13 protein-coding genes are annotated in these 13,387 nt (G+C 42.8%); 9 read left to right on the top strand and 4 right to left on the bottom strand.

From position 1 onward, the window contains the following. Window positions 1-6 precede the first annotated feature (6 nt). From tatC to CSV75_RS12345, 4 genes are all read left to right on the top strand, one after another. Window positions 7-915 (top strand): twin-arginine translocase subunit TatC, encoded by a 909-nt coding sequence (tatC, locus tag CSV75_RS12360; RefSeq protein WP_099676072.1) that lies wholly within the window; start codon window positions 7-9, stop codon window positions 913-915. A 344-nt stretch (window positions 916-1,259) separates the two neighbouring features. Beyond that, on the top strand, window positions 1,260-2,213 hold the full coding sequence (locus CSV75_RS12355) for an agmatinase family protein (protein ID WP_099672443.1): 954 nt from the start codon (window positions 1,260-1,262) through the stop codon (window positions 2,211-2,213). Between the two features lie 107 nt (window positions 2,214-2,320). Next, a complete protein-coding gene (locus CSV75_RS12350) occupies window positions 2,321-2,956 on the top strand; it encodes a helix-turn-helix transcriptional regulator (RefSeq protein ID WP_099676071.1) in 636 nt (211 codons plus the stop codon). Between the two features lie 51 nt (window positions 2,957-3,007). Beyond that, complete coding sequence (locus tag CSV75_RS12345) at window positions 3,008-4,258, top strand: Nramp family divalent metal transporter (RefSeq protein WP_099676070.1); 1,251 nt, start codon at window positions 3,008-3,010, stop codon at window positions 4,256-4,258. Between the two features lie 169 nt (window positions 4,259-4,427). On the opposite strand, the gene CSV75_RS12340 is transcribed toward CSV75_RS12345, so the two are convergent. The 3 genes from CSV75_RS12340 to CSV75_RS12330 all read right to left on the bottom strand — a co-directional run bounded on the left by CSV75_RS12340 (window position 4,428) and on the right by CSV75_RS12330 (window position 8,528). Then, a complete protein-coding gene (locus CSV75_RS12340) occupies window positions 4,428-6,008 on the bottom strand; it encodes an ABC transporter permease (protein WP_099676069.1) in 1,581 nt (526 codons plus the stop codon). Further along, window positions 6,008-6,907 carry an ABC transporter ATP-binding protein gene (locus CSV75_RS12335; protein ID WP_099676068.1) on the bottom strand — a complete coding sequence of 300 codons (900 nt, stop codon included), beginning with the start codon at window positions 6,905-6,907 and terminating at the stop codon, window positions 6,008-6,010. The genes CSV75_RS12340 and CSV75_RS12335 overlap by 1 nt, the downstream gene beginning before the upstream one ends. A gap of 139 nt (window positions 6,908-7,046) precedes the next feature. Further along, entirely contained in the window at window positions 7,047-8,528 is a 1,482-nt protein-coding gene (locus tag CSV75_RS12330) for an S-layer homology domain-containing protein (RefSeq protein WP_099676067.1), read from the bottom strand. A gap of 182 nt (window positions 8,529-8,710) precedes the next feature. Between CSV75_RS12330 and CSV75_RS12325 the strand changes: the two genes are divergently transcribed. Together CSV75_RS12325 and CSV75_RS12320 are read left to right on the top strand one after the other, a co-directional pair. After that, the gene (locus CSV75_RS12325; RefSeq protein ID WP_099676066.1) at window positions 8,711-8,908 is read left to right on the top strand and encodes a DUF6440 family protein; all 198 of its coding nucleotides are present in this window, start codon (window positions 8,711-8,713) and stop codon (window positions 8,906-8,908) included. Between the two features lie 56 nt (window positions 8,909-8,964). Then, window positions 8,965-9,240, top strand: a complete 276-nt coding sequence (locus tag CSV75_RS12320; protein ID WP_099676065.1) for a Fic family protein — start codon at window positions 8,965-8,967, stop codon at window positions 9,238-9,240. Between the two features lie 265 nt (window positions 9,241-9,505). Here CSV75_RS12320 and CSV75_RS12315 read toward each other — a convergent pair whose 3' ends face one another. Further along, complete coding sequence (locus CSV75_RS12315) at window positions 9,506-10,759, bottom strand: amidohydrolase family protein (RefSeq protein ID WP_099676064.1); 1,254 nt, start codon at window positions 10,757-10,759, stop codon at window positions 9,506-9,508. Between the two features lie 212 nt (window positions 10,760-10,971). Between CSV75_RS12315 and CSV75_RS12310 the strand changes: the two genes are divergently transcribed. The 3 genes from CSV75_RS12310 (at window position 10,972) to CSV75_RS12300 (ending at window position 13,378) form a co-directional block, all read left to right on the top strand. Further along, window positions 10,972-11,427 (top strand): MarR family winged helix-turn-helix transcriptional regulator, encoded by a 456-nt coding sequence (locus CSV75_RS12310; RefSeq protein WP_099632180.1) that lies wholly within the window; start codon window positions 10,972-10,974, stop codon window positions 11,425-11,427. Between the two features lie 80 nt (window positions 11,428-11,507). Then, on the top strand, window positions 11,508-12,461 hold the full coding sequence (locus CSV75_RS12305) for a ring-cleaving dioxygenase (protein WP_099676063.1): 954 nt from the start codon (window positions 11,508-11,510) through the stop codon (window positions 12,459-12,461). Between the two features lie 23 nt (window positions 12,462-12,484). Further along, window positions 12,485-13,378 carry a VOC family protein gene (locus tag CSV75_RS12300; RefSeq protein ID WP_099676062.1) on the top strand — a complete coding sequence of 298 codons (894 nt, stop codon included), beginning with the start codon at window positions 12,485-12,487 and terminating at the stop codon, window positions 13,376-13,378. The last annotated feature ends 9 nt before the right edge of the window (window positions 13,379-13,387 follow it).

Genomic DNA, 13,387 nt, shown 5'->3' with positions numbered 1-13,387 from the left:
GACAAGATGGATCCGTATAGTGATCAAAACTCAAAAAACCAAAGCCCGTCAGACAAAAAAGCAAAAGATGAAGAAACCGCGCTACCCGTTCACTCTGCGGAGACTTCTTCCACTGAACGGGCTGTGCCAGAAGAATTAAAACCAGAACCACAACCGGAAGAACCAAGAATGCCGCCTCCAGAGCCATCTGAAGATGAAAAGAAGGAGACAGATCCTGCGCTAATCGAACATCTCACGGATCTGCGGAAGCAGCTCATCAAAAGTGTCGTCGTATTCCTGGTTTTCTTCATTGCCGTATTCAGCACCATCAATCTATGGTTCCCATACGTTACACGGGGCTATAAGCTGATCGTTTTGAGTCCGCTTGAAGTCATTTCATTCTATACGACGATTTCCGCTGCGATGGCGTTTGGATTATCCGTCCCGTTCGTCTGTCATTTCCTCTGGCAGTTCGTCAAACCGGGTCTGACGCAGAAAGAAGGACGTTTCCTGAGCCTCTACTCCCCTGCAATTCTGATCCTGTTCGTCGGTGGTCTGGCATTCGGGTACTACGTAGTCAATCCACTGAGCTATAACTTTTTAGTAAAGCTCGGTAAAATAAATTTCGATGTCATGATTACAGCAAAGGAATACGCACGTTTCCTATTAATGACTACCATGCCGATTGGCTTGCTGTTTGAGCTCCCAATCGTCGCACTATTCCTGTCTGCTATCGGTATTCTTACATCCGAAACTATGAAAAAAGTAAGAAAATGGTCGTACGTAACGCTCGCTGTAGTGTCCGCATTGATCACGCCTCCTGATTTTTTAAGTCAGTTAATTATTCTCATTCCAATGATCGCTTTGTATGAAGCGAGTATTTTCATTGTCATGAAAACTGAAAAACGACTGGTGCCTGAAGCAGAAGCGTCGTAAAGACTAGAAAAAAGCGGTCCACTTTTAAAGTGGGACGCTTTTTTTGCGTGGGGAATGTATTTAATGATGCGGTCGCTTACTAATTCGAGCAAGCTGCTCTATGCCGGGCGTTAAACGCTCTATGCCAAGCGCTATCCGATCTATGTCCAACGTTAAACGCCCTATCCACCACGCCTACCGCTCTATCACCCAACGCTATCCGCTCAATACCCACCTTCTCCCCCATCAAAAAACTACAATTATTCCCCCTCGCAATTTAATTTATTTAAAACTATTTGACAATTAGTCAAATCGGTTTTATTATTAGTACAAGTTCTTTAAAAAAATTAAAGGTGGTTATTCATATGACAGAGATGATCTACGGCAATACTCCATGTATGTTGGGGGCTAAAAATATATCAGCAACAAAAGACTTTTCGGATGTAGACGCGATTGTATACGGTGTTCCTTGGGAAGGCGCGGTTACATGGGGAGATTACACAGGTTGCGAACTCGGTCCAAAAGTAATGCGCTTATGTTCTGCACGCTACTCGGGTTACCTTCCTGAAATCAACGACATGGATGTTTTCGAAAACGTCACACTAGGTGATATGGGAGATGTCGACGTCGTGCCTTCTGATGTAGATGAAACAATGAAGCGCATCACCAACTTCACTTCGGAATTATGGAAATCAGGCAAGTTCGTCATCGGTCTTGGCGGCGATCACGGTATTACGTACCCTATCGTGAAAGCGATTGCAGAGCAAGATAAAAAGGTTGGAATCATTCATATGGATGCACACTATGACAACCTTCCATCACATAACGGTGACCAGTTCGCTCGTTGTAGCCCATTTGCTCGTTTGTATGAACAAGAAGGCGTACGCAATGAAAGTATTATCCATACAGGAATTCACGGACCTCGCAATAAACCCGAAAGCGGACGCAATGCGAAAGCTGCTGGTGCAGTGACTATTACAGTCAATGAAATCCGTGGCCATAAAGATTTAAAAGAGATGGCTAAAGAAATCTATGCACAAGCTTCAAAAGATGTAGATTGTGTGTACTTGACGATCTGTAGTGATGTGTTGGACTTCGCATTCAATCCAGGCGGTCCAGTAGACGGAAATGGCTTAACTTCTTATGAATTACTAACATTGGTACATGAAATTTGTAAACTAGGCGTCATCGGTATGGATTTCGTGGAAATTTATCCGCAGCAAGATCCTAATCAATTTTCTGCTCATTTTGCTTCTACTTTGATTCTATATGCACTAGCAGGAAACATTCTTCATAATCAACAAAAAGAAGGAAAATGAGCTACTACTTCTCAGACTACTAAACCTTTCGATTAAAAATAGTCGATTTTTCCAAGTTTATATAGGAAAATAAGGAAAAGTATTAAAACTGAGGAGTGTTAGAAGTTATGAATCCAAACCAATTGATTTTCGATTCCTATATACGAATGGCTGATGCCATATATAGTGTGTTCAATGTGAGTTGCGAAGTGGTCATCCATGACGTGACGAAAGTAGAATCTTCTTTAATCTATTTAAAAGGCGATGTCACGGGCAGATCGGTTGGTGCCCCTACTACGGAAGTCATTTTGAGAGAATTGAAGAAGAAGCACGAGGATATTAAAGATCTGAATGGCATCATCACGAATACGACGCGTGGAAAGATGATCAAGACTTCCATTGTGTTCATTCGAGATATGGATGGCAAAGTGATTGGTTTCCTTGGTATCAATTTGGATATCACGGAAATCAATCGTTTACACCATGTGCTAGAAGAAATGATTCGGCCCGATACGAGCTACGACGGGCAGCATTTCGATGAAACATATGCGACGCATGTCGATGAAGTGTTCGACAACATCACCAAAAGCACAATAGTGGAGCTTGGAATCGACGTGGAAAACTTGAAACGTAAAGACCGAATTACTTTTGTGCGGCAGTTGGAAAGTAAAGGAATCTTTCTGATTCAAGGATCAGCTGATCGAATTGCGGAATTATTAGGTGTATCCAAACAAACCATTTATAACTCACTCGAGGAAAAGTGACTTTTCTTTTCCTCGCCTATTCAGTGAGGACACGTAAGGGAGGAAAAGAAGATGGTCGCTAACGTACCCGCTACACAGCAAGCTAAGAAAAAAGGGGTATTTTCAAAGATAAAATCGATGGGACCGGGAGCCATTATTACTGCTTCATTCATAGGTCCAGGTACTGTCACTACCGCCACTCGCGCAGGTGCTGGATTTGGTTACGCCATTCTATGGGCAGTAGTCTTCTCTATTATCGCAACCATCGTTCTTCAGGAAATGTCTGCACGACTTGGTGTCGTGTCAAAAAAGGGATTGGGCGAGGCGATACACGACCAATTTAAACAACCTTTACTGAAATTTGCCTCTATCTGGCTCGTCATTATATCGATTGGCGTTGGCTGTGCTGCGTATATTTCAGGAGATTTGATGGGAACGTCCCTTGGTGTCTCTACATTGACGAATATTCCAGCACATATTGTAAGCCCTTTCATTGGTATAGCGATTCTGTTTCTCGGATTGTCAGGTAGTTATAAATTAATCGAAAAATTAATGATTTTCCTAGTCATCGTCATGAGCGTGACATTCATTACGACTATGATTGTCGTAAAACCTGATATCGGTGCGGTATTTGCGGGAGCGTTTATCCCAAGTATGCCAGCCGGTTCGATCATTATGATTATCGCTTTGGTCGGAACCACAGTCGTTCCGTACAACTTCTTCATCCACTCTTCCATGGTGCAAGAACGTTGGACGCAAGTAAGTGATTTGAAGGAAGCAAGATGGGATACGATCATTTCGATTTGTGTCGGTGGGTTAATCACTGCTGCCGTTTTAATTACAGCCGCTTCTACGATGATGGGCATGGAAGTAACGAGTGTAGCCGACCTTTCTGTCCAATTAGAGCCTTTATTCGGTTCATGGGCGAAAGTATTTATCGCGATCGGAATTTTCGCAGCAGGTTTCTCATCCGCTATCGCAAGTCCACTTGGTGCAGCAGTCGCGATCAGCAGTGTACTGAAGTGGGAAGGCGGAATGAAGAATAAAAAGTTCAAAATAGTATTCTCCGGTGTAATCATCATCGGTATTATCACATCCGCAATTGGCTTCAGCCCACTCGATGTATTGCTTGCGGCACAAGCGTTGAATGGTATTTTGCTTCCGATTGTTGCGGTATACTTGTTTATCATCATGAATAATAAACAATTACTCGGTGATCAGCGCAACTCCGCTTTACTCAATATCATTGGAGCGATCGTTATCTTGATTGCAATTTTCCTTGGTGGGTATAGTGTAGTTGATGCAGTTCAAATGTATTTGTAAGAATGATTGTATAGGAAAAAGCGTTCCACTATAAAAGTGGGACGCTTTTTTTAATTGGTTTTATGAACGGACTAGTTTGCAATGATTCTAGTATAGAACTAGAGCCCTCGCTAAATGAAACAGGTGCAGGCATACATGAACGTACATTTCATGATGAGTAGACCCACCTCTATCCTTCTATGTCTCGATTATTATACCGATTCATACCGAAAATAAGCAAAATAACCGCCACCGCTAGTAACCCACCAGCAGACAGCCAGTTCATGTCCTCTATCGGCAACTTGGAAACAAAGCCGAACGGTGAAAGCTTTTCCATCCAATTTGGAAACTGAAATAAGCCACCTAAATATAGCGTAAGGAATCCGTAAAATAAATAGAGCCAAACGAAGCCTGTCGCTTTTTGTGCGACGCCAATCAAACATATGCTGATCGCAATCATCACAACCAGCGCCGGAAAATGAACGATGCTAGCTTGCCATACCATCGGGAACGTGAATGGATCTTCCATTGACGTAGTGCCCGCTAACCATAAACCGAGTGCCGAGAAGCTCAACATCAGAAATCCAGTGAACAACGCCAACACCAAATAGGAAACGAGTAATTTCTTTCGCGAAACAGCCCGCCCCAGCAAATGTTCTACGCGTGACTTCCGCTCCTCTCCTACTACTTTATGGATAGAAAGCAATGCGGGAATCGTGCTAATAAATGCAAGTACCGCCATCAGCGTCGGCAGGAATTGCGCAGTCAATGAACTATTTTCATCTGCTACAATCATCGAAGCGAGCAGGTCATTGTCTTGAAAAAATGAATCTAAATCTCCAAGGACCGAACCATAAGACAACCCGAGCACGAACATGCCAATTGACCAGGAAATGAACGCAGTTCTTTGCAGTCGCCAAGCGAGCCCAATCGAATGACGCAATAAAATCGAAGCATGCGCACGGCCGCTTCTCGAAGGAAGAAAGCCTGAGCCGATATCGCGTTTGCCTTGAAGAACGACTGCCAGCACGAACCATAAAATACTTGTGCCTATGAATCCCGCCACAGGCACCCAGTTATTATCGCTGTACGGCTGAACTTGCGTAAGCCAGCCAAACGGTGGAATCCACTCCGTAACCGACCGCAATACGTAACAGCCGATCATGATAGTAAATGAGAGCCCCACTGCCCCCCGCGAACTTTCCGAGAGTTGCGCGCAAACCGCTGTAACACCTGCAAAAAATAAGCCGATTGCACCAAGCGACGCACCGTAAATAAGCGATCCAGACAACCCCATACTATCAAATGAGAGACTATACAGGCCTACACCAATTAGCGACGCTAGTAGCAAATTGACGCCGAACAGCGTAAACATCGAAGCCAACAGTTGCGAATGCCGCGCAATCGGCAACGAACGTAGTAATTCCGCCTGCCCATCTTCTTCCTCTGCCCGCGTATGACGTACCATTAATAAAACATTCATGATAGCGACTGCGATGGCGGTCATCAACAGCATCTGATGCGAGACCATGGCGCCCAGTGTATAATTCGCCAAATCTCCAGGACCTACCATCGCCTCCATCGCGGGATTTTTCATCGTTTCTGCCATAATATTGCGATCTTGCTCGGTTGGATATAATTCATTGAGAGCGGGCGGTACGATCAGCGTCATGCCGATAATACCAATGAGCCACCACAAATAACGCATGCGATCTTGCCGGATAATGAATCGGGATAGACGGAGAACACCTGAAAACGGGACCCCCTTCATCACACTTCCCTACTTTCCGTAGTTTCTTCATAATGCCGCATGAATAAATCTTCCAGCGTGGGTGGCGCACTTTCAATTTTTCGTATACCGTGCGCGCTTAGTTTTTGCATAATCGCTTCCATCTCCTCTGCATCCGCATGAAATGTCCAGCCGGATTCCGTTGGCACGACATCGTAGACACCTCGCCACGAAACAAGCGACTCAATCGGAGTTCGCGTAGCAACCGTCAGCTGCATCCGCGTCAAATGCCGTAGTTCATTCAACGTACCGCACTCGATCAGACGCCCTTGTCGGATGATACCTACGCGGTCACATAGCTTCTCGACTTCCGATAAAATATGGCTCGACAGCAACACCGTCTTCCCTTCAGCCTTCACTTCCTCCACACATTGCTGAAACACTTTTTCCATTAACGGGTCGAGTCCAGATGTCGGTTCATCTAGCAAAAACAATTCTGCATCGGAGGCAAATGCCGCCACCAAAGCAACTTTCTGTCGATTTCCTTTCGAATACGTTCGGCACTTCTTCGTCGGATCTAGCTGAAAGCGCTCAAGTAATTGTTGACGTTTTTGTTCATTGATCTTCCCTTGTAAGCTCGCGAATAAATCAATGACTTCACCGCCCGTCAACTGCGGCCACAAATGTACGTCCCCTGGCACATACGCTACACGTCGATGAATGTCCACTGCATCTCGCCACACGTCTTTGCCGAAAATCTTCGCGGTTCCGTTTGTCGTACGAAGCATGCCTAGCAGCACCCGAATGGCTGTCGACTTCCCTGCCCCATTTGGTCCGATGAAACCGAACACTTCACCGCTCTTCACTGCTAGATCCAGTCCATCCAACGCCTGATGCTTGCCGAAAACTTTCGTCACTTGGTTCATCTCAATCACATTCATCTACATGCCCTCCTTTAGTTTGTGCCAGCGTTTGTTAATAATTTCAGTGTAGCATAGGACAATACTGTTCGAGATATTTTTTGCAAAATTGAAAAAAGCAGACACGTAATGCATGTCTGCTTTGCTCCATCCTATTCAATTAATTAAAAATCATATCGTCTTCGTCACTAACCATTGCGTCTACATGCAGATAAGCGCCCAGTTGACGGACTTTCACTGTGATGCCGTAGTAAACTCTGTGATTTCCCTGCGACACACCCTTAGCTTCCGGGAAGTCGACAAAGAATTCTCCTGGTTTCTTCGGTGTGATACGGAACACATTCGTCCCCGGATCTCTTGTCACTGTCGCAATCTGTTCACTTCCTTTAGGCAGCACATGCTTGCCCAGTTTAGCATCTTCCCAAATGCTCAGCACCTCTTCCGATTTGATCGGCGTGACATGGATGTAATAATAAAATTGTTCTTTAATTTCAGTTGATGAGACATAATAACGTACGATCTTGCCATCCGCATACGTAACCGTCGCAATAAATTCGCCCGGCTGATCCAGTTCGATGACATGACAATATTGTTGCAACTGATTTTCACATCGCTTAAACTCTACCCGATCATTCACCAGTTTTCCCGCTGCTGTCGAAAGGGAAATCGATGTAGCATCTATGAACGGTTCGTTATTTTCTCTTCTTTCATAATGTTTCCACAGCACGACAGGTGTGGAATAAATATCTTCAGTCTCTTCCAATGAAATATCCCATGCACCATTCACTTTTTTGACATGCACATAGTATTTTCTATAACTTTTATCGGATGTATCAGATGAAGCTACCCCTGAAAAAGTCAGTGTAGCTGTTCCTTCTTCCTTTGGAACAATATGAATCTTCGTTTGCAAATTGACTTGACTTGGGATTTCACTGTCTGCCACGACGTCCAATACATTCGAGTTCGTTTTGCTGACATTATTGAATCTCTTCCATTTAAAATCTTTCGCATGCATCGTTAGAATTCCAGGCTTCACATCTTCCGCCGCTTTTAGTAATTTCGCTGCTTGCCCTCTTGTGATAGTAGCGTTTGGACTAAATGTCGTAGGAGACGTACCAGTTGTCAGCCCGAGTTGATACAAACTATAAATTCCATCTCTGTGGCCATTTTTATGCACAACGTCTTTAAATCCATAATCGGGATCACGATATAGCGGTAATTCAAACGCTTTGATGATGATCGAAGCCATTTGCGCGCGCGTAATCGAATCGTTTGGTCCGAATCGCCCGTCTCCATAACCGTTGATGACTCCTTTTTCCGCCAGTACCGCAATCGCTTTATAGTAGCCATTTGCAGTCGACACGTCTTTGAATTTTGGATCTTTTATATTCGTAGTAGAAAGCTTCGTCATCTTCACGATAATGGCAGCTGCCTGCCCTCTTGTGATAGAGTCGTTCGGACGGAATGTACCGTCTGGATAGCCTCCAATTATATTACGTGACGCCAACTCATTCACCGCTTCCGCGAAATGCTTCGAATCTGGAACATCCGGAAAACCCGAATTGCCTGCCGCTGCGCTTGATACAGGTAACCCACATAGTAGCAAAATTGCACCGAATACCGCTATGATTTTATTCTTCATTCGACTTCATCCTCTCTCTAATCTAGTAGTATGCCGTACAGACGTAGAATTACAGAAATAGTTTCAAAGTTTTTTGAATTAATTTCTCTTTAGATTAATGCACTACTTAATAGAAATCAATGGATTTTTGAATAATCAAATAACACGTTGTATAGTAATACTAATACAAAGGAGGGTCTAGAATGGATAAGAAACGTTTTGAAATCATCGAAAAACAAGGCAAACTGCAGCAATTTCAAGTGATCCGCGACAATGAAACCGGAGTACTTTATATGTCACAAGCACAAGGCTACGGCCTAGGCATGACAGTCCTCGTTGATGCGGAAGGAAAACCACTCGTGGATCAAGAGTATGTAAGATCAGGTAAGCACACTATGTAGAAATCCACACTCTATCTCTCTCGCAATTCTTGAATAGCTATGCAAGTAACGTGTTTATGGAGTTAAATGAGGAGCCTCTTTGGAATTCATTAAATGAAGCTGCGGATCGTTTAGCTTACTTTAAAGCAGAATTAAATATGTTGCATCCTATTCGTGAAGGGAATGGTAGAACTATCCGGATTTTTCTACATGCTTACGTAATGAGTAGTGGAATTGAGTGGTCGTATGAAACGCTGGAGAGTGAAAAGTTTCTGCATGCTATGATTCAGTCTGTCACTGATTTAAAGTCACTAAGAGAAGTATTCTTGGAAACGTTTCTATACGTTGGATAATATAACGGGCACTGGGAAGGAACACTTCTTTGCTTTGACAGGTGAAACACCCAGCGAGCCAAGCGAAGCGGCGTGGTTCACCGCCCGCCCATAGGACACGCGTCCGGCTGCAGCGCAGATCAACGGGTTGCAACCACTATCCCGTTATCGTTTGATTCAGTTTACACATACATCCTCCGTATCAGAATTTCCAATCACTTATAACACTATAAAAAATCCTCCCCAACACATGTTGAGAAGGATTTTTTAGAATGGTCCAGAAACCTCACGATAGCTTTAAGAAATCCACTTCTACTTCATTCTTTCGTGGTTCACGCTTAAAGAGATATTCACCGTTCCTAACGGACATCAGCACTTCTGCACGCTCACGAATAGCTTCATACGGATCTTGTGCATCCAACACGATAAAGTTCGCGGGTTTCCCTACTTCAATACCATACTCATCGTTCACTCTCATAAGATTGGCCCCGTGGTATGTGATCAAGTCGAGCGCCTTATTGATCTCGTCAATATGTGTGTAATGCGCTAAGTGAATTCCATTGTCTAGGATATTCATCATGTTTCCATTGCCTAGTGGATACCAGTAATCCGCTATGGAGTCTTGAGCAAATGCCACATTGTTTCCATTATTTAATAGTTCTTTTACTCGAGTTAGGCCACGACGTTTAGGGTAACTGTCGCCACGTCCTTGTAGATGGGCGTTTTCAGTCGGACAAGAGATAAAATTGATTTGTGATTCTTTAAATAACCCCAACATTTTATTGGCATAGCTATTGTCTACTGAACCGAAGCTACATGTATGACTGGCCGTTGTATACTTACCATAGTCTTTTTCCATAACCAGCGCATTTAACACTTCCAAGAATCGACTATTTGGATCATCATTTTCATCACAATGAATATCAATCATCACATTGTGCTTTATGGCCATGTCGACAATACGTCGCAAGGATTCCACGCCATGTTCGTAAGAAATTTCAAAGTGAGGAATTCCCCCTACTACGTCCGCACCCATTTCAAGCGCTTCTTCCATTAAACGCTCTGCACCTTCGTATCTAAAGAATCCTTCTTGAGGAAAGGCTACGAGTTGTAATGTAACGAGATCTTTCAATTCTTCGCGTAGTGTAATTAACGCTTTCATCCCGGTCAAATTGGGATCCGTAATGTCTACATGCGTACGAATGAATTGAACCCCTTTGCTTAATTCTTTTTGAATTCCCTTAATTGCCCGTTCACGCACCATTTCTTCAGTCAATGATTTCTTATTATCACTCCAACGCTGAATCCCTTCAAATAATGTCCCGGATACATTCGCATTTCCCTCGCCTAACCCTGAAAAGATATAATCCAAATGTAAATGAGGATCCACATAAGGAGGCAACACTAAACGACCTTTTAAATCAATCACTTCATCTGCGTTACCTACATCATTCCCTATTGTTTTAAACTGACCATTTTCCACTAAAAATTCATGGGAATGTGGGTCACCATATATATTCGCATTGATAAATTTTTTCATAAAATACATTACTCCTTTATCCGTTGTACTAGTACTGAGTATAGCATTTACGAAAGACTAAAAAAAATTCTTGCTCTCCACACGACATGATCGACCTATTCTCCAAACATCCACCTCGTATTCAAGTGTAGATTTCTCTTCAAACGTATCGATTGACATCGTAACGTCCCTATTATATGATTACCTTGAATTCGAGATAAAAGGAGAACGTCATGGACAATCAAAATGTAGAACGTTATGAAGAAGATTTGTCTCTAAAGGCATTTATAGTTTTAACTCGAGCATTGCAATCCATTAAAGTACGCGTGGAAGAAGATATAAAACGCTCGAATTTAAATCCAACAGAATTTGGCGTTTTAGAGTTAATTTATAGTAAAGGCGATCAACCGATACAGAAAATCGGTGAGCAAGTATTAATTGCTAGTAGTAGCATCACGTACGTTGTAGATAAACTAGAAAAGAAAAACTTACTAAAAAGAAAACCGTGTCCGAAAGATCGACGTGTCACATATGCGTCTATAACAACTGAAGGCACGGAACTGATGAATGAGATCTTCCCCCCACACAAGAAAGCAATAAAAGAAATTTTTAGTGGGCTAAATATATCAGAAAAAGAACAACTCATTACACAATTAAAAAAATTAGGTTTACATGCACAAAATATGTAATAGTAAATCTAGTTTTTTTAATCTAATATCTCGAATTAGTAACATATCAATTAATTACAATTATAAAGGGGTTTTAGTATATGACAAACGAATTACTAGGCATTCACCACGTTACCGCAATGACAGACAACGCAATGAGAAACTACGAGTTCTTTACAAACGTACTGGGAATGAGATTAGTTAAGAAAACAGTAAACCAAGATGACATCCAAACGTATCACACATTTTTCGCAGATGATATCGGTTCACCCGGGACAGACATGACGTTCTTTGACTTCCCGAACAATCCGAAAGGGACACCCGGGACAAACTCGATTTCCAGAACAGGACTACGAGTGCCTAGCGACGCAGCACTTGAATATTACCTAGAGCGTTTCAAAGAGTTCGGCATAGAAAACGACGGCATTCAAGAGCTTTTCGGAAAAAAGGTGCTACCTTTCCAAGAAGCGGATGAGCAGAAATATCAACTGTTCTCCGATGAGAATAATGAAGGCGTAGCACCAGGCACACCTTGGAAAAACGGACCCGTACCTGAAGAACACGCAATTTACGGCTTAGGACCGATTGAAATCACAGTTAGTTATTTCGAAGACTTTAAAAAAATGCTTACTGATGTGTATGGTATGAAACCGATTCTTGAAGAAGATAACGTCACACTGTTTGATATAGGTGAAGGAGGCAACGGAGGACAGGTCATTTTACGATATGATGATACCACACCAGGACGTCAAGGCTATGGACAGGTTCACCATGTATCGTTCAGAGTGAAAGACCATGAAGCGATCAAAAATTGGGAAGCAACATACGATAAAATGGGGATGCAGCATTCCGGTCATGTAGACCGTTTCTACTTTGAAGCACTTTATACACGCATCGGTCATATTCTCATCGAGCTATCAACAGACGGCCCAGGTTTCATGACAGATGAACCGTACGAAACATTGGGTGAAAACCTTGCACTTCCCCCATTCCTGGAACCAAAACGTAAATATATTGAATCTCAGATTCGCCCGTTCGATACAACACGTGCATAACCGTTTTAAAAGGAGTTTTGTAAATGGAAGCAATTAAAAGAATCCATCATATTTCAGCCATTGTAGGAGATCCCAATGAAAACTTGAAATTTTACAGAGATGTTTTAGGGCTCCGTTTGATTAAGCAAACGGTAAACTTTGACGATCCGAGTGTCTATCACTTGTACTTCGGAGATCAACGTATGACTCCTGGTACGGTCATTACATTCTTCCCTTGGACAAACGAGAATCATGGACGAAAAGGCAGCGGTCAAGTCGGAAGAATTGCTTTTAGAGTACCTAAAGGAAGTATGGACTATTGGAAAGAACATTTAACCGCTCAAAACATTCACATAGAAATGACTCAGCTTTTCGGTAAAGAAACTCTCGAGTTCGATGATGTGCATGGGCTGGAGCTTGCCATTGTCGAAGGCGAAATATCCGCAAATCATTCCGACATAGTTGATTTCCACGGAGCTGTGCTATTGTCGGGAAACCCGCAAGGCACAAAGGATTTACTTACAGGCATTATGGGATTAAACGAACTAGATGTTGAGGATCAGAACCACCACTTTGAAACAGTGGGCTTGGAAAAGCATCACATCATAACATCCATCCCACCGCAACCTGCTGGTAGATTCGGCATTGGAACGGTTCACCATATCGCTTGGTCTGTTCCACATATAGATGCATTAAAAGAATGGCAGTCTGCCCTACAAGTTGAAGAATTCGGGGTCACTGAAGTAAAGGACAGAAATTACTTCAACTCAATCTATACAAAAGAAAAAGGAAAAATCGTATTCGAGTTCGCAACAGACGGTCCCGGATTTGACATAGACGAAGATATACTATCACTTGGCTCCACGCTGAAGTTACCGGAACAATACGAACATAAAAGGCAGGAATATGATATTCTACTTCCGAAATTGGAGATATAGTATATCAAT

The sequence above is a fragment of the Sporosarcina sp. P18a genome (assembly GCF_002743135.1).
GTDB lineage: Bacteria > Bacillota > Bacilli > Bacillales_A > Planococcaceae > Sporosarcina.
The sequence above is the reverse complement of the archived record's forward strand: the minus strand, read 5'-3'. Positions and strand labels throughout refer to the sequence as shown.